The sequence below is a fragment of the bacterium genome, assembly GCA_024228115.1.
GTDB lineage: Bacteria > Myxococcota_A > UBA9160 > UBA9160 > UBA6930.
In genome coordinates this window covers 1-18,116 of the sequence record JAAETT010000008.1, presented here as the reverse complement: position 1 = coordinate 18,116, position 18,116 = coordinate 1, and the positions used below count along the sequence as shown (strand labels likewise).

The window sequence follows — 18,116 nt, the reverse complement described above, 5'->3', positions numbered from 1 at the left end:
GGAGCTGGCGATCCCGAGAGAAGGCCACCTTGAAAAACACACCCACAAAGGGCTAATCACACCACACCTGTCTTGGGCGGCTCCCTATGGCCGCTTTTCAGACGTTCACGTATGGCCGGTTTTGAGGTGTTCACCGAGGGTCAGACCAAGATAGAGTTCGGGATCGAAGTGCTTCCACCGACGGGGTTCAGCCATGTACGTCCGGAACTTGCCATCCGATCCGCCGTCATCGGGAGTGAGCATCCAAGCGACAAGTAGCTCGAAGCCCGAGCCCGCCTGGAGTGACCGCAGCAGGCCGTACTTTCGGTAGTCGTTCACATCGCCGAAATACTGGTCCTTCAAAAGGTCCCCCCTTCCCCGACCGGATCGTGATCACAGAGCGGAACCTTCTGGCCACGACGCGACTATTCAAGCGTACCGACGGATCGCCTGGAGCCTCCTGTGTGACCTTCGTTCCCGAGCACACGCGCCCTCCCCTGCCCTTCCGGCGCCATGACTCGGACCATGGGACCTCGGGTCCACGAGCCATTGGCCCCGTGGACCTGCGGGCTCGCGAGACCTTAGGCCTATGAACCCAAAAACCCGAAGGCCCATGGGACCACGGGGCCAGACGTTTCGGGGTTGCGAGATCCACGGCCACGGTGACTGCTACCCAGGCGACGCGTACCAATGGGCGAAGAGTGCGTTCGCGGTGAGGCCCAACGGACAGGAACTAGCGAACGGAAGATGGTCATTGCTGTGCCCTGGAGCCGCGGAGGCAGTCGGGAACGAGGTGATGTTTGGGACTGTAGGCGCATAGTCCTATGAGCGTTTAAGCCTACGAGTCTTTGCGCGTGTACGCCCATGGGCTCTTGTGCTCACACGCCCTTGGGGCTCTAGGCCTGTACGCCCATAGTCTTATAGACCTATGGACCCCCACGATACTCCGGGTAGGCCTGTAGGCTCATGCGCCAACAGGCTCATACGGACCGGCGTATGGGCCCACGGTCCCGTTCGCGTTTTCGGGGGCTTACAAAATCTATTGCGAGAAGCTTGCCCCCATGCGAACCTGCGTTTGGGCCCACAGGCCCGAGGCCATCGATCACGGGGGGTGAGTTGATGAGCGACGCAAGTACCAGTCCGGCTAGGGCCGGATACGTCCTCAGTATTGGTATGCAGAAGGGCGGCGTATCGAAGACCACGAACGCCTGCCATTTGGCCGTCGCGCTTGGCGAGTTCGGGCGTCGGGTCCTGCTCTGGGACGTCGACGAGAACTATGGCGCGACGAAGGTCTTCCAGATTCCACCGGACGCCTTCTTTACCACAATGAGCGTCCTCACGGGCGACAGCTCCGCCGAGGAGGCCATTCTCGCATTCGATGACGATGACTTGGACGTCGAATTACCGCGCGGTGTCGATTTCATACCGTCCTCTCGCGCGCTCCAAGGCGTCGACAGGGCACTTTCTTCGGTCGACAAGTTCTACAACCCCAACGAGTGCCTTCATCCTCATGTGGACGCCCTGAAGGCGCTGGGGCGTTACGACTACATTCTGATCGACACGGGACCGCAGGCGTCGCCGACGACGCGCAGCGCGTACATGGTGTCGGACTACTTCATCCTGTCGCTCGTCCCCGAGAAGCTCGCAGTCGACTCGCTGCCGGACGCTCTCGAGGACATCGCAAATGCGCGAAGGCCCGGGCGCAACCCGAACCTGCACCTGCTCGGGCTCATCTTGTCGTGCATGGATCGGCGCGTGACTCTCGCGAAGCGCTACGAGGAAGCGATCACCGAGCGGTTCCGCCAGGCCAATCAGGAGCCAGTGAAGTTCGAAAACACGATCGGCCGCGCCGCGGCGATCGATCGCGCGGCCCATCAGGGCCAGACAATCCTGCAAGCGGAACCCAGCCACAAGGTAAGCGACCAGTACCGGAAGCTCGCGCAGGAGGTCGAGCAGCGGGTCCTGGCGCATCGTGCACTGCTCGGATCTGATCAGAGTGCATCGCGACCGGCCCCGGCGCCGCTTCCCGACATCTCAGCGGGGGTGACAGCCAATGCCTAAGCGACGCCCCAGCTCCTCGAACCAGCCCCTCGACATCTTCGCAGACGAGCGGTTGACCAGTGCCATGGAAGCGGCAACGAACCCCGCATTGCCGCCGACTGGCGAACCCAATGCGGTATCTACAACGCAGGTCCAGCCCCAAGAGTCGCGCGAATCGGCGCTTCGAAGCGTGCCTTCGTCCCCGCGAAGAGCACCCGAGCCGCGGCCTGAGGAGTCCGTTCCTGAACCGCCGCCGGCACCCAAAACCGCGACCGTGGACGACCCGCAGCCTGGGAAGGGGAGGGCGGACAGCGCAGATGTGCCTGAAGTCGAGGAGCCGCCGGAACCCAATGTGCCGCTAAAGTTCCGCGTTCCGCAGACGCTTCGGTCCGAATTCCACACGTTCAAGGCAGAGCTCAGTGCGGCACTCGGCGGCATCGCACTCGACGATTCGAACCTCGCCCGACCGCTCGTCGAGTACTTCCTGGTCGAGCAGCGCGAGCGCATTCTCGAGGAGGCAGTGGCGTTCAAGGGCAAGCTGAAGCGGCCCGCCAACGGTGACGCCGTCGGCATGGCGGAATTCGACCACACCATCGGTGAGATCTTCCGCGAGGCGCGCAAACGAAGACGGGCCGGTTCAGCTCCGCGGACGGCCGAGCGGTGAGCCTCGGTTTTTCAGGTACTCAGTTCAGGTTTTCGAGTACATGGCTCGGGTCTTTGAGTTTGATGTCTCGAATGACTTCAGGTTTTCGAGTACGGCCGGTCGGGTTTTTGCGTCGGCGTTTCGGGTTTTCAGGTCGATCCGTCGGCGCAACTCACCGGATAGATTGGCGATTTCAGAGCGTAAACGTTTTCTAAAGATCAACGTAGAAATACTAACGCGTTAAACCACACGCGAGTTGAAGATTGAGCCCTGAAGAATCCAGAGCCAGCAACGAGGGACCGCTTGCAGAGCGTCTGGAGCGACTGCGCCAGCGTGCTGTTCCGGATGCCGCTCCTGCGGGAACCCGTGCGCACTTGGCTGAGAGTTCTACAGCGGATTCGGAGAGCAGGGGAGGGCGGGCACCTCGCCGCAAGCCCCGCGACCCCGCCCATGCACGCTATGACCACGGACTCGCGGAATTCCCGGCGTTTCGCTTTGGCAAGCGCCGGCGCCGATCGGAAGAGCTGATCCGTTTCACCGATTCGATCGGTGGGCCGAACGGACGCCGGCTCGAGCGGGAATGGACCGTTTATCCGAGCGCCAAGTGGGGCTACGGCGGTGCTACAACCCAGGCGCTGCTCTTCGACCTCCACCAGATATGGAAGGACCAGGGTTTCCACGGCACGCGGATCTATTTCGGGACACTCCGGAAGCTCTACCAGAACCAGCACCCGGGCAAGAACCCGGCTCCGCTCGACTACGGTCGGCTTCGGCGCGATCTCGACATTCTGTGCGGCTACGAGTTCGATTGCAGCAATGCGTTCTGGGATCCCGCGAGCCGAAGCTACGGGAACATGCGCGCCTGGCACCTCTTCACCGGTTGGTATGAGGCAAAGCGCACTCGCGGGGGTGACTTCCAGGAAGAGCTTCCGTTCGGGTTCATCGAGGTGAGCGACACCTTCGCCCAGGTCGCGCAGGAACGAGGTTTTTTTGTCACGGGGTTCGACAGCCCGTTCTTCCACAGTTTGCGGCCGGTGGAACAACGGCTCGCGCTCTATCTGTCGAAGATGTTTGCTTCGCAGAAACTCCACCGGCGCTACGAGGACGACATCTACGGCGCGCTACCGATCGAGGCCGCGACGCCGGGTCGTCGCCGGCAGACACTTCGGCAAGCGGCGGACGGATTGGCCCGCAAGGGCTACCCAAATCTGGCACGATTCTCACTCGAGAAGTCGCCGCGAACGGGGCGCTGGGTGGCGACCTTCCATCGTCGCCAGAAGATTGAGCAAGAACAGCCGCTTCGTGCGCCCTCACTCGACCAGATTCCCGACGAGCTGCGGCCGCTCGTCGAGGACATCGTGACGGAGACGAACGACCCCGGCAGCATTCCGATGTGGGTTCGCGCGATCCGTGGGCTTGGGGAGGAGGCGGTGCGTTTCGCGCTAGCCGATCTGCGCGCCGAGCACCTTCAGCGCCGTGCGGGCGGGGAGGGCAGCGTGATCAAGAACCCGGGCGCCTGGCTCACGACCAAGCTCATGGCCATGGCGAAAGAACGCGGGATTGCCATCACCCGCCATCGCGGAGAAACGCGGCGTCCATGATCGGTGGGGCCGTTCGCGAACGGATTGGCCTGCGATTCACTCCGCCGGCCGAGGTCCTGTTCTCTGCCCTCCAAGGTCAGGTTTCCAGCGACGGCTTTCCGCTCGTCTGGCTCTTTCTTCGGCGTGTTGGCGGTGCTGTGAGGAGCCGCTGCTGAGACGATCATTCTCGGTTGCGCCGCGAGTGGTTGGAGAGGTGAAAGCGAAGGGGATGGAGTCGAAAAATCGTAATGCAAGATAAACGGATGGAGGATTCGCTGGGATCCCGAGGAATTCCGCGGTGTTAGTGCGTGGAGACTGGATCCGCGACGGTCGACCGACTCCATCACCGCGGCACGCGATTCCCAGGGCTCATGCGCAAGCGAATCGTCGTCGGCATTCTTGCTGTGAGTGCGCTCCTTGTGGGCGTTGGCTTGGCACTCGACGTGCGCGTGAACTGGACGACGTCGATGCCGCTTGGCTTCTATCGCCGGATCGCTCCTGTGCTCGAGCGTGATGCCTGGGTCGCGATCTGCCTCGAAGGCGAGGCTGCACGCATCGCGGAGGAGCGAGGCTATGTCATCCGCGGGAGATGCGAGAGCGGTCTCGCACCGATCTTCAAGCGCATTGCCGCTGTACCGGGGGACCGGGTTGCGATGTCGAAGGCGGGAGTTCGCATCAACGGCGAGGTGATCGCGAAGAGTGCGACCAAGGAAGTTGATAGCCGCGGGCGCCCACTGGCGCACGCGGAAGAGGGTGAAGTCGTGATCGAGTCCGGTCGCTATTTCGTGCTCGGCATGAACACAGCGCGTAGCTGGGATAGCCGCTATTTCGGCGCCGTTTCGGAACACCAGATCATCGCAGGAGCGAGACCATTGTGGACGTTGCAGGAGTGACACCGGGGGCGTGATGAGTCGCAGTCTGGGTGCAGTTCGAGACCGTGGGGGTGAGCGATGGGAGCAGCAAGAACGAGCGTCCTGCACACGCGAGAGCAGGGCAAGCGTGTCCACGTTCTCGCGAACCTGGGCGGCCTGACCGCGATCGCCGGGCTCGAGCACGTCGAGCCGGATCTCCTCCTGGGTGTGCTCCTCGAGGTAGGCGATCGCCTCCCGCGGATGAAACCGGATCGAGTCGAGGCGATGCGCCAACGCGGCGCCGCCAAGCTCGACGAGCGAGGGACGAGCAAGCGTGCCTGGAGTGCCCACAAGACCGCGCGCGAGCTTCACAACGTCCATCTCACCAGCGACCAGATCCGTTGGCTCCTCAGGCGCCTTGGCGCTCCGACTCCTGCGCACCCAGACGAGCTTGCCAGTGCACTCTCGGATGCAGTGATGGAGGCCTGATCGGTGCCCGAGGGAAAGGGCCCCTACGAGCTTCCGCACTCGCGGCGTACTCCGAGCGACGAAGGTGCTGGACGCCGAGCGCGACAGCTACGCGCCCGCCTTCGTCGGATGGCCGGCCGCTATCGGCACCCGCGAACGAAGCCCTCGCGCCGCAATGCACCCGGACCGAACGCCCAGCGCAGCACTATGAAGATCAAGTTCCGCGGGCCGTCGGGTGGCGCCGGCTGGGCCGCCCATGGCCGCTACATCGCCCGCCAGGCCGCACGCTCCGATCCCGAGAACAAGGGGCTTGGCTTCGACGCCGAACGCGAGGACGTGAAGGTGTCATCGACCCTCAGCGAGTGGGAGCGCACCGGTGACAAGCGAGTCTGGAGCCTGGTGGTGTCGCCCGAGAATGGGGCGCGGATGGATCTCCAACAGCACACCCGCGACCTTCTCGGAGTGCTCGAAAAGGACCTCCGAACCCGTCTCGTATGGGTCGCCGTGGTACACGACCACACCGACCACCCCCATGTTCACATCGCGTTGCGCGGCCGCCGGGAGGACGGCAACCCGCTCTTCGTCGATCGCGAGACGATCTCGTACGGAGTGAGATTCCGCAGCCAGGAACTCGCGACCCGCGAGCTTGGCCCGCGCACGCCGGCGGACCGGGCCCGCGCACGCGAGGCGGGCGTGACGGCGCGCTACGTGGGCGCGCTCGACCACGAGATCGAGCGCCAGGCAGGGGAGGGCAGGGCGGTCGAGTTCCGTACACAGCCCGCGCCTGGAAGCCATGCGGGTTTCCTCTGGCGGCGGCTCGAGCACCTGGAGTCCCTGGGCGTCGCAGAGAAGCAGCGGCCGGGTCGCTGGACGCTGCCCAAGGGATTCCGCGACGACCTCCGCCGTGTGCAGCACCTGCGCGACATCCAGCGAGCCCTCGGCGATCCCGAAGTCTCGCTCAGCGAGCCTGCGCGGAAGGTCGAGATCACCCGGATCACGGTGGGTCGTGAACTCACCGGTCGTATGGCCGGCACGCTCTTCGATGAGCGGACCGAGCGAGTCCACCTCGTGGTCGAGGGGACGGACGGCGTCGTCCACGTCGTCCCCCAGACGCGCCCTGTGGAGCGAACTCGTGCGGACGGGTGGCTTCGAACTGGAACCGTCCTGACGCTGGTGGGGCGTCCGATCGAACGCGAAGGGAGCACCTGGGCCCGAGTACAGCCGGGCGACCATGGTTCATTCGAGGCTCAATGCCAGGAAGCGCGGCCGACCACAGCGCTTGATCGCGATGCGCTCCGCGCGGTCCGCGATCGCGGCGCGCTGCCCGATGGCGCCGGAGCGGGGTCGCGTTTCGGCCGAGCTTGGCGCGAAGGGGTGCGTGGCCGCCGCGACGTGCTTCTGCGCGCGGCCCTTGTCGAGGAGGAGATCGACCGAGGCGAGGCTCGCCTTCGTCTCTCAGCCAAGGGAGAGCGGATGATGGAGGACTGCGGACACGAGCGGGCGCCGGTGAAACTCGATGAGCTGCGACGATCCGATACGGGACTTCGCGAGGCGCCCGTCGATCCTGGCCAGCAGCTTCGAGGCAAGCTCACGGCACTCGCCTATGACCGGGATGGCCAGCAGTACGCTGTCCTCGACACGGGTTGCGAGCGATTCGCCGTCCCGACGGATCAGAACGACCTTCTGATCGATCGGGACTATCGTGCTCAGTCTCGCCTCGAACAAGAAGCTGATCGGCGCCGGATCGTCTGGCAGCTCGACGACGTCGAGAGGCAGCGCGATCTTAGCCAAGGACTGGATCGCTAGGAGTTTGCGCGGCAGAGGCGAGATCGGCCGCGTAGCGGGGGATTCTCGCTCGAATTGTCGCAGCGAGTAGAGCCTGGGGCGCCCAAACGTCTCTTCGTTCGCGACGGCATCGGTAAGATCCAACGTGATTCCGATGATGCCCCGCCTCCTGGCCGAGGGAGGAGAAAGCCGCGAACGCCGCAATTTCCAGTGCCTCGGTATGCTACCACTCGGGCGCGCCGGGCAGCCCGGCGTCAACTGCCGGAGCCTTCTTCCCATGGGCGACTTCGAATGCGATACGAGGCTTACCCCCGTGTCGGGCACGCAGGGGCACTACCGCACCGTGCTGTCCGAGGATTGGAATATCTGGGGACCGAACGGCGGCTACCTCGCGGGCATCGCGTTGCGGGCGGTGGGGCTTGAAGCGAAGGTCCCGCGACCAGCGAGCTTTCACGGCCATTTTCTGTCGGTGGCCCGTTTCGAGGAGGTGGACGTCACAGTGGCCCCCGTTCGGCTCGGGCGACGTTCCGAGTCATTCCAGGTTTCGATGACACAGAAGGGAAAGCCCATCCTTGAGGGACTGGTCCGCACTGCGGCACTTGGGCCGGGGCTTGAGCACAACGTGGCGGTGATGCCCGATGTGCCAGCGCCGGAGGGACTGCGCAACGTCGAGACTTTGCTGGCGGATTTCGGCAGAGAGGACGAGTCGAAGCACGCGTTCTGGAACAACATCGAACGTAGGCCCATTGATCCCGAGCGGCTGCGCGGCGAATGGAAGGCGGGACCGCCGGTCGATCGCAACTGGTATCGCTTCCGACCTCGGGACCGCTTCGATGATCCGTTTCTCGAAGCGGGACGGGCGCTGCTGCTCCTGGACACGCTCACCTGGCCCGCAGCGTGCCAGCCCCATGTGCCGGATCCTGCCTTCATAGCGCCGAACCTAGACGTAACCGCTTGGTTTCATGCGGCGGCGGCCGACGAGCCCTGGCTGCTCGGGGACATCGAGAGCAGCGTCGCTTCCGATGGATTGATGGGGACGACAGGGAAGGTCTGGAGCCGGACCGGCCGCCTACTCGCGACGGGCGGTGCCCAGCTCTTCTGTGTTCCCGCTCCCGTGGCCTAACCTCCGAAACGGCTTGTGCTCCAGGGGGCTTTCCGGTGTTCGATGCCAGACGCTACCACGACCCGATTGGCCGGTGCTTTGGGTTGTCGTCACCTGCAGACCGTGGGGCGGTCGCCTCCTCATCTACGGATGCTCCGGCTGGGGGTCGATTCCCGGTTCATCCAGAAGGAAGGTGACAACCTCCTCATACGGGCTGGTTCCTACGTTCACACCGCGGTGAACACGTTCCTCCGGTTCATCCCAATCAACCATGCCCGGATGCACTGAGACCGAGATGCGATCTCCGGTATCGCGGAACTCAATGCAGAGCTCTTCACCGCGCACGATCACCGAGAACCGGTGGCACGGGTCGGTATGCCAGACCGTCGACTCACCTGGCTCGAGGACCAGCCTGCGAATGATGAGGTCTCCTCGCTTCGTGATGACCTCTGTTCGCATGTCCGTGGTCCTTTGCGCTCAGTTGCGGAGGTGGCCGTACGTAACCGACCAACCCTGTGGCCCGATGCTGAAACTACACGGGCGGTTTGGCACTCCCCGGAATACTGGAGGGTTCGCGAACTTCGTGCCAACGCTGGTGAGGTGAACGTCGTCGTGGCCGAGGCGGTTTGACAAGGCTCCGTGTGGAGCGCGTTCGTCACGGTGCCGGAGTCGTTTCCAGCCTTGGCGTACTGACCGTCGGTTCGGCCGTCATGCGATCCGGCATCGGTAGGGCTGTATTCGTTGGGCCCATGGGCCCATACGCCCAAGCAGAAGAGAAGCCAGCCTTCGGGCCACGACCGAATCGGTTGTCTCCCCCCACGCTGTTGCCTACCGTGGCGATATCCCGCCAGGATGATCCGTGTTCCCGCCGCGACCGGGAGCACCGTGAGCGCACACGCACCTATCTACGACTTGGGCCAAGACCGGCCCGGCGCTCGCATTGGCCTCTACGTGACGCCTGTCATCGCCGTGGTCGGGGTCATGGTGCTGATCATCTGGGGCGTCACCGAATGGGTGGCCTGGCGCTTCCATTTCCACCCGAATCTCGGCGCCCCAGCAATCTCACCCAACGCGACGGTCCGGACAGTGGGGCTCCTCTTGGCCTTCGGGTTCGGCAGCCTCTCAGTGGCTTCGGTGTGGATCGACCCGTTGCGCCGTGTGATTGGCACGCTGGTGACCTTCGGGGCTGTGGCGTTTACGGCCGCCTGGATCCCCGTCTACGCGCCCTGGGACGTCTTCCGGTGGGGAATTCGCTTCGGCGACACGCCGGGCGCGGAGCCGATCTTCTCGGTCGCCTGGCACTCCATTGCGATCCCCGGACACCTGCTCTTCCTGGTGGCGATGTACGTCGCCTGGCGACGCGCCAAGCAGAACGCCCGGGGCACAGACGCCCATGGGTCCGCGCGATGGGCGTCGCCGAAGGAGGTTGCGACGGCGGGGCTCCTCGAGGGTGAGGGCGTCTTCCTCGGTCTCTTCAAGAAGAGCGCTGGAGATTGTGGCGCCTATCTGCGGCACGGAGGATCACAGCACGTTCTCGGCTTCGCACCGACGCGCTCGGGAAAAGGCGTGGGCTGGGTGATCCCGACGCTCCTCACGTGGCCAGGGAGCGTCCTCGTCCACGACATCAAGGGCGAGAACTGGGCCCAAACGGCCGGCTGGCGGGCGGGTGCGCTCGCGAACCGATGCCTCAAGTTCGACCCCACCTGTATGGATGGGTCGGGAGCCCGGTACAATCCACTCCTCGAAGTGCGCCGCGGCCCGCTTGAGGTGCGCGACGCCCAGAACATTGCTGACATGCTCGTCGATTCCGATGGCAAGGGCATGAAGGACCACTGGGATCTGACGGCCGAGGAAGTATTGGTAGCGGCGATCCTCCACGTGCTCTACGCCGAGCCGAACAAGACGCTGCGTGGGTGCCTCGAGCTCCTGACCGACCCGAAGACCGACATCCAGAACGTGCTCTCTCGCATGAAGCGGACCGAGCACGATCCGACGCTCGTGCAGGGTTGGCTCGACTCGTTCAGTGGGGAACCAACGGCCACACATCCGGTCGTGTCCGGCGCCGCCCAGTCGCTCCTCAACAAGAGCGACAACGAGCGTTCGTCGGTGATCTCGTCGGCAGTGAAGTGCCTCTCGCTCTGGCGCGACGACATCGTGGCGGCGAACACCGAGGCCTGCGACTTCGCGATCGAGGACCTGGTCGAGCACTCGGAACCGGTGAGCCTCTACCTGGTCGTTCCGCCGTCGGACGTGAGCCGCATGCGCCCCCTCATCCGGCTCATCGTCAATACGATTGGGCGGCGGCTCACGGAGAAGCTGAACCCGTCGGAAGGGGAGGCGGCCCCCGCTCGCCGTCGGCTGCTCCTCATGATGGACGAGTTTCCGACACTCGGTCGCCTCGACTTCTTCCAGACCCAGCTTGCTTACCTGGCCGGCTATGGCATCCAGGCCTTCCTGATCGTGCAGGATCTCTCGCAGCTCTACGCGGCCTATGGCCGCGACGAGAGCATCGTTTCCAACTGTCACGTACGCGTCGCCTACGCACCGAACAAGGTTGAGACGGCACAGCTCCTGTCGACGATGGCTGGGGTCATGACTGTGAGGAAGGCTCGCCGAATGTACTCCGGCAACCGCCTTTCGCCCTGGCTGTCCCATGTGATGGAGGCGGAGGAGGAGTCGCAGCGCCCCCTGATCACGCCGGACGAGGTCATGCGCCTCCCCGAGGACAACGCGATTGTCTTCATCGCTGGGGAGCGACCGATCTGGGCGATGAAGGCGCGCTACTTCGCCGACGCGAGGCTTGCGAAGCGGGCGGGGTTGATGCCGCCCGATCGGTGCGAGCCGATTCCTCACGGGTGGCAGGAATGGACGCACTCAGCTGAAGAATCCGACCACATTGATGCGTCGACGGGGAGAGCAGGGGATGCCGCCCGTGCCGACTCGGCAGCTGACACAGTGTCGGGCGGAGACCTTCTCGACGAGTTGCTCCCCGATGATGAGACTCCCGCCGTTCAGGCGACTGCTGATCTCGCGTGATGCAGAGGAGCTTGGCGAATGAACAGGTGATGGAATCCCTCGAACCGGAAGACAGCCTGAGGCGTCAGCCTCGCGACGCGATCCGCCGCGGCGGACCCGAGCTGCGGGCTCGCATTACCGATCATCTGTACGAGATGCTGACACGTGACGCCGCGACACGGCGCATCCCGATGGCCGAGCTCGCTCGTCGAATCCTGACGGAGCACTACGAACGGACCCAGCACGATGAGAACCGCCTACTCGGCGAAGTGGCTGCTCTTCGAGCGGAGCTTGCAGATGCGGCCGCTCGTGGTTGCGCCGAACGCAATATGCTCTTCACGCTGCTCAATCTCATGTACAAGGGACTTCTCCTCCGTATGGAACGGGTACCGGAGGGTGAGCTCGAAGCGCGTGCTGAGGCCGCGGACCTTGGCCACCAGAAGCTGCGCGACGCACTCTCGGGCCAGCTCTCGGCTTGCGTGCTCGAAGACTTGGTCGACGTGCTCGACCGTACACCCGCGGTCGGGATTCCTAGTGGAGAACCGAAGGCGTCATAGGGTCCGATACCGATGAGTGATCTGGTGCGTGAAGGCGGCTAACCCGACTCTCGCGCGCTTTCCAGCGGTTGCGGGTTCGATTCCCGCCGCCTCCACCAAAACCTCCTGCAAGATCAACCACTTGCAAGGTCGTCATTTCGCCCGCAACCACTCCGCAACCACAGCGGAGTTGCTGCACGCGGACGCTCTAGGACGGTCGAGCCCTGATTGAGAATGGCCGCCGGGTGTTCAGTGCTTCAAGTAGAGCACCAGTCCGAAGCCAATGAGGAGAGCCCAGAACAAGAGAGTCGCGTTGCTCTTTGCAGCTTGGGCTTGTTCATCGAATCGTTGCCCGACCGCCCGAGCTGTCTCGGCGAAGGTCTCTCGGAGTTCAGTCTCGAGCTCTTCGAGAGCCTCCTGAAGCGCGCGGATCGAATCCCAAGTAGCGGATTCCGACTTCTTTGTTGAAAGCGCAAGTTCGCCGATTCGGTGACCGACCATTCGGAGAGCGCTCCGGCCGCGGAACGCGTGCTCTCCCTCTTCATCCTCTTCCGGCTCTTGGCTGAGTTCGTCCTCATCGAATCCGTAGAGCCCCGGGTTCTCCTTAGCGAACTGCCTACCTCGCATCTCGTAGGTCGTGACCTGCCCCCTTCTTCTGGCCCTACTGCAATCGGAGATCTCCTGGGTTGTGAGCCGCTTGGGTTTCCCGGGCCAGCTCCGGCATTAGTTTCCGGCGGTTTTGAGCCGCTTGGGTTTCCCGGGCCAGCTAGCGGGCAGGGGTTGAGAGAAGCGGAAGGCCAAGCGGCGGTTCGGTATCGCCTTCCCCGACGTGGGCGAGAAGGGTCCGGTCGCAAGTTTCCTCTGCCTCGGTCCCGCGGAGTGTGACTCCGCTCGCGAGGCTCTCGGTCACCCAGGCCTCTGGGCACGCGGCAAGGCGAAAAGGGTGGATGCGAGCCAAGAACTCGCAAACCAACCTGGAGGCGAACAGGCTGTTGACCGGTGCAACGGCGGGCCGGTGTTCATCGGCTCCCTCGATGTACTTTGCGCTCTTTAGTTCCGCGGTAAGCGATCGCTGAACTACGTCCGGTCTCAGCGTGGCCGGATTGCATCGGGGTCGATGTTCTGGGGGAGCAGAGGGTCGAGTTGGTCGGCCTGGTCGATCGCGGGAAGGATCTCGAAGAGATGGTTGAGGTAGCGCCAGGGTTCGATGCGATTGGCCTTGGCGGTCTCGATCAAGCTGTAGAGGTTCGCGCTGGCCCGTGCCCCGGCCACCGTGTCGGCGAACAACCAGGCCTTGCGCCCTACGACGAAGGGGCGAATCGCGTTCTCTACGCGGTTGGTGTCGAGAGGAATCCGACCGTCCTCGAGCACGCGGACGAGCTTCGGCCATTGGCGATGCAGGTAGTGCATCGCCTTTCCGGTGAGGCTCTGCGGCGGAACCGTATCGATCGAGGCGTCGAGCCACACTCGCAGCTTCTCCATCGCCGGCTTCGTGCGCTCTTGTCGCGCGGCATAGCGGTCTTCGGCCGTGGCCTCCTTCAGCTCGCGCTCGATCCGGTAGAGGGCCTGGATCTGGGTGAGGGCCTGCCGCGCCTTGCTCTGCTTCGCCGTCTTCTTCGGGTGCTTCTTTCCGCGTTGCCCCCGCAAGGCCTCGTCGAACTTCCTCCGCGCATGAGCCCAGCACCCAACGTGCACCACGCCCGGCTCACGTCCGATCGCGCCGTAGCCTTCGTAGCCGTCCGTCTGCAAGAAGCCTTCGAAGTTTCGAAGCAACCGCTTGGGGACTTCGCCGCTTCGCGAGGGGTCGTACTCGTAGTAGAGGAGCGGATGTCTCTCCGTTCCCCCTCGCAGCGCCCACAGGTAGGACTGGCTCTCGGCGCGCTTGCCCGGCTCTTTCAGGACCTGGAAGGGCGTCTCGTCGCACTGGATGAACGAGCCGCTTCGCACCTCACCGCGGATCTTCTCGACCAAGGGCTCTACCAGATCCCCCATCTTCACCATCCAAGACGCCAAGGTGGCGCGGGAGAGATCGAGACCCAGCCGCTCGAAGATCTTCTCCTGCCGGTAGAGGGGAAGCCCGTCCACGTACTTGGAGGTCGCCACCTGGGCCAAGAGCGAGGGCGTCGCGATGCTCTTGGGCACGGGGAGCTTCGGCATTGGCGCGATCCGAACACCTCGCTTGCAGCTCGGGCACGCGTACTTCGGCCGGATGTGGCGCACGATCTCCACGGTGGCCGGGATGAATCGGAGCTGGTCCGACTGCTCGCGACCGATCTCGGCGAGCCGGTGGGCCGAATCGTGCGGGCAGACCTTCTCGGCCTCGGAGAGGTCGTGAAGCACTTCGCAGACGGGTAGAAAGTCCGGGAGCGGCCTTCGCCCTCGCTTCTTGCGGGTGTGCGCCGGGACGGCGATCGCCACCTCTTCCTCCTCCTCTCGCGCCAGGACCTCGGCTTCATTGAAGAGGCGACCTTGCTCGGGCGGAGCCTTCTCGCTCCGCGAGCCGAAGCGTTGGGCGCGAAGCAGTCGGTTCCACTCTTCGAGAAATGCGACGCGTTCAGCCTGCTCGTCGATCGTCGATTGCAACTCGACGACGAGTCCTTGGAGTGCATCGACCGAAGTGGGCATCGAGGTGCGCGCCATGCGCGCACCCTACACGATGCAAATTGTTATGCCCACTACGAAAGAGGGTGACTACGGAGCTACGCCACGCTTCGGTACGAGAGCTCCTCATGCGGTCGAATGCGAAACAAGTCGATCCCGTCGAGGAGCCAGTTGAGCTCGCGGCCTGTCATCTGAAGGACGTCCTCTTTGTCGCGCCGAGGCCAAGGGAAGCGTGCCTTCTCGAGGCGCTTGTACCAGAGGACGAAACCACTCCTCTCCCAGTACAAGACCTTGATCTTGTCGCGCTTGCGATTGCAGAAGACGAAGAGCTGTGCCCCGAACGGGTTCAGGCCAAGCTCTTGCTCGACAATCGCCGAGAGACCATCGATCGACTTCCGCATGTCGACGATCCCGCGGTACAAGTACACCTCGACTTCTTCCCCCGGCCGCATCATTGCGCCGAGGTCAGACGCTCCACAAGACCCACCACCGCCGGTGGCAGTTCCGCACCCGACCACTCCAGCACGAAACCGTTCGGTAGCGACAGCCGAAACTCCGCAGCCTGCGTCGGCCTGCCCACCTCGACCTTCGAGAACGCCACGGTCCCTCGCGGCGAACCCTTCCGGCGCTGTTTTCCTGGCTTCGCCAGCCACCCCATGGCCCGGAGCCGCTTACGCGCCTGATACAACGCGTGCATCGAGAGACCGTGCTCGGCCGCGTACGCTTTCGCCGTCAACGACGACTTCGCCAGAACCGCCTCGTGCTCCAACCAGAACCGGTCCCGTTCCGTTGGCTCGTCTGTCTTCCCCATCGTGGCCCTCTCTTGAAGGAGTCCACCTTCACTCAACCAAGCGAGAACCGAAACATGGGGTTGGCTGAGCGCTTACCGTTCACCTCCTCAACGTCGACGCCGGCCGCGTCGGCGAGCTGGAGCGGATCGAGCTTCTTCTTGCGGCGGAGCATACGAACCAAGGTTCCGAGCCCAAGGTGGAGGACCTCGGCCTCGTCTTCTCGTGGCCCCGATGCCGCCACCTCGGCAATGGCGGCTTCCGCCACGCTGCGGGCTTCGTGGGCGAGGGCCGAAAAGTCGGCCCCACTTTCATTGATGGCGTCTTCCAGTTCCTCGTCGCGTGCGTCGAGAACGAGAGACTGGAACGCGCGTAGCGATGACGGCTCCGGGGGAGCGCCGGGCTTGTTGGCGTTCATCTCACTTCTCCATCCTTGTTTAATGTCTCGAGGATCGGTGATCGGACCCTCTTCGACACGGTCTCGTACGTTGTCTTTCCAATACCGGTGGCTGCCAAGACCTCGGATCGAGGGATGCCGAGAGCTCGAGCTCGGAAGATTGTTTGCTCGGTCGGGTCATCTGCGAACATCGCCTCGAAGCGTTCGAGGTCGATGCGCGCCAACGCGACGCGATCGAGAGGCGGGGCCGGATTCGGGAGGATCGGAGCACCGTCCGGGTGGTCGAGTGGGACCCCCTGGGCCAGCTCGCCTTTGCGCGTCTCCCCGCGTTTGGCGTGCTTGCTGGCTCGGCTCCACATCACCCGATCCAGGTGCTCGCGAATCGAACGCCTTGTCTTGCGCCACGGCCAGCTGCCGTCGAGGGTGGCCACGATCGCTTCGTGAAGCAGCTCTCGCGGGTGCTCGAGGAAGCGCGAGAGAGCATAGTGTTTGAAGAAGTAGCGGGATCCGGCGTTCAACCGAACCATGTCCGCATCGCCGAGCGCGCGTACTCCCTCCTGCGTCTCCTCAAGAGACGCGTAGACCTCGGGCGAGCCGGACTGTTCGTCTTCCATGTCGTTGTCCACACCTGCTCCTTCCTCGCGTGATCGATCGTTCGATAGGGGTGTACCTCCCTTTTTTCCAATACCGGCAAGCCCAGAACTCGCGGATCAAGAAGGCGCACTTTGCAGGTGCTCCCTGCAACAAGTTCTACAAATGCCCGATCTGAAGACGTTTCAGCGCTCTCAACGTAACTATACAAAAATGTCATACTTGCGATATTTGTCAAGATATGGCATGGTCAGGTCGATGAGAGATCGAGGCGAAGGGCGGTGATCCCGCCGTTCACGGAGGACGGTGTGCTGCCGCGGGGCGACTGGGAGGTCACCTTGGATGAGCTTCGCGGGTCAATCTTGGTTGAAGGGCCGGGGGCCGACTATCCCAACTGGGATGCCAGCTGGCGGAGGTACTTGGTTGAGAACCTCGAGATCCTGGCGGATCAGCTGCAGCAGGTTGGTGTCGACAGCATTTTTCTCGATGGCTCGTTCGCGGAAGACAAGGATCATCCGAACGACATCGATGGGTACTTCGAGTGTGACCGGCAGCGATTCTTGTCCGGGGAGCTTCAAGATGAACTCAACCAGATCGATCCGCATCGGACGTGGAGTTGGGATCCGAGAGAGCGACGGCCCTATCGTGGGTACCCGAAGCAACAGCTGCCGATGTGGCACCAGTATCGGGTTGAGCTCTATCCCCACGTGCCGGGCCTGATCACCGCCGGGCGAGACCACCGGGGCAACCAACTTGAGTTCCCTTCCTTTTTTCGCCTTTCACGCCGTCCCCTCGCCAGCGGAGGGGACGAAAAGGGAATTGTCAAACTGCGGAGGACGCCATGATTAGAACCGACAGCGAATACGCACAGGCGCGATCGAGACTTCTTGATGAGAAGAAGCGCATGGGCGAACACGAGGCGTCTCTGAAGGAAGAAGGCCTCGACCGCGCGCAGCTCAAGCGCGCGATGGATCCGCTGCGGTCGTTCACGCTACAGCTGGAGGAAGAAGTCGAGGCCTACGAGCGCATGCAGCGTGGAAGCTTTGATCCAATTGACAACCTTGCGGGTCTCGGCGGCCTGCTGATGGCCGCACGAGTGTTTTCCGGACTCAGTCAGCGGGATCTCGCACAGCGCTTGGAGGTCCACGAGTCGCAAGTGTCTCGGGATGAGCGGAACGAATATCGGACGGTCACCGTGGAGCGCGCGAATCGCATTCTGGATGCGATTGGTGTGGTCGAACTTCATTCGGTGATGCGCCCGAAGTCTGCATAGGGCCGCCGCGGCGGGCTCGTCGAATGCTGGTAGCGTCTCACGGCGTCGCGCGTCAACTGGCGCCAGCCGGAGATCGAGGATCTGTTGAACCAACTCGCTCTTCGATCGAAAGTGGTAGGCAACGACCGCGGGACTCCGTTGGCTAGCGGCACGGGCGATCTCACGAGTCGATCCCGCGTTCGGCGAACGGCCGCTCCGCAATCTGGAGCAGCCGACGGGACGTCGGTTGTCCCCGTGCGTTGGACCGGCTCGGTATGGAGCCCAGTTTGCACCATTTGGCCTAAATGCGGCGTAGTTGGGCGATCCCAGTTGGTACCGCCATGCGGCAGCTGTTGGCGATCACGAGAAACCGTAGAAATCTGATCATCTAGCCGTGGTCGCGCGCGAGTGCTGGTTTCTCGTCAGAACGGCGAATCGGTGTCGGTCGGATCGGTGTCGAGTTCGCGATCGAGAGCCGCGAGGTAGTG

The 18,116-nt window shown here is 63.5% G+C and carries 21 protein-coding genes; 13 read left to right on the top strand and 8 right to left on the bottom strand.

What is annotated here, in order from left to right:
* Positions 1 to 105: 105 nt before the first annotated feature.
* Positions 106 to 318 (bottom strand): hypothetical protein, encoded by a 213-nt coding sequence (locus tag GY937_00325; protein ID MCP5055151.1) that lies wholly within the window; start codon positions 316 to 318, stop codon positions 106 to 108.
* A 780-nt stretch (positions 319 to 1,098) separates the two neighbouring features.
* Here GY937_00325 and GY937_00320 point away from each other — a divergent pair.
* From GY937_00320 to GY937_00285, 8 genes are all read left to right on the top strand, one after another.
* Complete coding sequence (locus GY937_00320; GenBank protein ID MCP5055150.1) at positions 1,099 to 2,040, top strand: ParA family protein; 942 nt, start codon at positions 1,099 to 1,101, stop codon at positions 2,038 to 2,040.
* A gap of 331 nt (positions 2,041 to 2,371) precedes the next feature.
* Positions 2,372 to 2,683: a hypothetical protein gene (locus tag GY937_00315; GenBank protein ID MCP5055149.1), complete on the top strand. Its 312-nt coding sequence runs from the start codon at positions 2,372 to 2,374 to the stop codon at positions 2,681 to 2,683.
* A gap of 242 nt (positions 2,684 to 2,925) precedes the next feature.
* Positions 2,926 to 4,263 carry a hypothetical protein gene (locus GY937_00310; GenBank protein ID MCP5055148.1) on the top strand — a complete coding sequence of 446 codons (1,338 nt, stop codon included), beginning with the start codon at positions 2,926 to 2,928 and terminating at the stop codon, positions 4,261 to 4,263.
* Positions 4,260 to 4,418: a hypothetical protein gene (locus tag GY937_00305; protein MCP5055147.1), complete on the top strand. Its 159-nt coding sequence runs from the start codon at positions 4,260 to 4,262 to the stop codon at positions 4,416 to 4,418. Before GY937_00310 ends, GY937_00305 begins: the two co-directional genes overlap by 4 nt.
* Before the next feature lie 195 nt (positions 4,419 to 4,613).
* Positions 4,614 to 5,135, top strand: coding sequence for a conjugative transfer signal peptidase TraF (gene traF, locus GY937_00300; protein MCP5055146.1), 522 nt, complete (start codon positions 4,614 to 4,616; stop codon positions 5,133 to 5,135).
* A gap of 57 nt (positions 5,136 to 5,192) precedes the next feature.
* The gene (locus tag GY937_00295) at positions 5,193 to 5,582 is read left to right on the top strand and encodes a conjugal transfer protein TraD (GenBank protein MCP5055145.1); all 390 of its coding nucleotides are present in this window, start codon (positions 5,193 to 5,195) and stop codon (positions 5,580 to 5,582) included.
* A gap of 3 nt (positions 5,583 to 5,585) precedes the next feature.
* Positions 5,586 to 7,367, top strand: a complete 1,782-nt coding sequence (locus tag GY937_00290) for a DUF3363 domain-containing protein (protein ID MCP5055144.1) — start codon at positions 5,586 to 5,588, stop codon at positions 7,365 to 7,367.
* A 256-nt stretch (positions 7,368 to 7,623) separates the two neighbouring features.
* Complete coding sequence (locus GY937_00285; protein MCP5055143.1) at positions 7,624 to 8,469, top strand: thioesterase family protein; 846 nt, start codon at positions 7,624 to 7,626, stop codon at positions 8,467 to 8,469.
* Between the two features lie 123 nt (positions 8,470 to 8,592).
* Here GY937_00285 and GY937_00280 read toward each other — a convergent pair whose 3' ends face one another.
* The gene (locus GY937_00280) at positions 8,593 to 8,907 is read right to left on the bottom strand and encodes a hypothetical protein (GenBank protein MCP5055142.1); all 315 of its coding nucleotides are present in this window, start codon (positions 8,905 to 8,907) and stop codon (positions 8,593 to 8,595) included.
* Positions 8,908 to 8,937: 30 nt separating this feature from the next.
* Between GY937_00280 and GY937_00275 the strand changes: the two genes are divergently transcribed.
* The 3 genes from GY937_00275 (at position 8,938) to GY937_00265 (ending at position 12,020) form a co-directional block, all read left to right on the top strand.
* Positions 8,938 to 9,078: a DUF1330 domain-containing protein gene (locus tag GY937_00275; GenBank protein ID MCP5055141.1), complete on the top strand. Its 141-nt coding sequence runs from the start codon at positions 8,938 to 8,940 to the stop codon at positions 9,076 to 9,078.
* Between the two features lie 222 nt (positions 9,079 to 9,300).
* Entirely contained in the window at positions 9,301 to 11,484 is a 2,184-nt protein-coding gene (gene traG / locus GY937_00270; GenBank protein MCP5055140.1) for an IncP-type conjugal transfer protein TraG, read from the top strand.
* Between the two features lie 11 nt (positions 11,485 to 11,495).
* Complete coding sequence (locus GY937_00265) at positions 11,496 to 12,020, top strand: hypothetical protein (GenBank protein ID MCP5055139.1); 525 nt, start codon at positions 11,496 to 11,498, stop codon at positions 12,018 to 12,020.
* A gap of 228 nt (positions 12,021 to 12,248) precedes the next feature.
* On the opposite strand, the gene GY937_00260 is transcribed toward GY937_00265, so the two are convergent.
* From GY937_00260 to GY937_00235, 6 genes are all read right to left on the bottom strand, one after another.
* On the bottom strand, positions 12,249 to 12,626 hold the full coding sequence (locus GY937_00260; protein MCP5055138.1) for a hypothetical protein: 378 nt from the start codon (positions 12,624 to 12,626) through the stop codon (positions 12,249 to 12,251).
* A gap of 462 nt (positions 12,627 to 13,088) precedes the next feature.
* Complete coding sequence (locus GY937_00255) at positions 13,089 to 14,639, bottom strand: IS66 family transposase (protein ID MCP5055137.1); 1,551 nt, start codon at positions 14,637 to 14,639, stop codon at positions 13,089 to 13,091.
* 59 nt (positions 14,640 to 14,698) lie between these two features.
* Entirely contained in the window at positions 14,699 to 15,055 is a 357-nt protein-coding gene (tnpB, locus tag GY937_00250; GenBank protein MCP5055136.1) for an IS66 family insertion sequence element accessory protein TnpB, read from the bottom strand.
* On the bottom strand, positions 15,052 to 15,411 hold the full coding sequence (locus GY937_00245; protein ID MCP5055135.1) for a hypothetical protein: 360 nt from the start codon (positions 15,409 to 15,411) through the stop codon (positions 15,052 to 15,054). The genes tnpB and GY937_00245 overlap by 4 nt, the downstream gene beginning before the upstream one ends.
* Before the next feature lie 32 nt (positions 15,412 to 15,443).
* On the bottom strand, positions 15,444 to 15,806 hold the full coding sequence (locus GY937_00240; protein ID MCP5055134.1) for a hypothetical protein: 363 nt from the start codon (positions 15,804 to 15,806) through the stop codon (positions 15,444 to 15,446).
* Positions 15,803 to 16,411 (bottom strand): hypothetical protein, encoded by a 609-nt coding sequence (locus tag GY937_00235; protein ID MCP5055133.1) that lies wholly within the window; start codon positions 16,409 to 16,411, stop codon positions 15,803 to 15,805. The genes GY937_00240 and GY937_00235 overlap by 4 nt, the downstream gene beginning before the upstream one ends.
* Before the next feature lie 249 nt (positions 16,412 to 16,660).
* Between GY937_00235 and GY937_00230 the strand changes: the two genes are divergently transcribed.
* Both GY937_00230 and GY937_00225 read left to right on the top strand, forming a co-directional pair.
* A complete protein-coding gene (locus GY937_00230) occupies positions 16,661 to 17,221 on the top strand; it encodes a hypothetical protein (protein ID MCP5055132.1) in 561 nt (186 codons plus the stop codon).
* Between the two features lie 59 nt (positions 17,222 to 17,280).
* Positions 17,281 to 17,649 carry a helix-turn-helix transcriptional regulator gene (locus GY937_00225; protein MCP5055131.1) on the top strand — a complete coding sequence of 123 codons (369 nt, stop codon included), beginning with the start codon at positions 17,281 to 17,283 and terminating at the stop codon, positions 17,647 to 17,649.
* Positions 17,650 to 18,116: the final 467 nt, after the last annotated feature.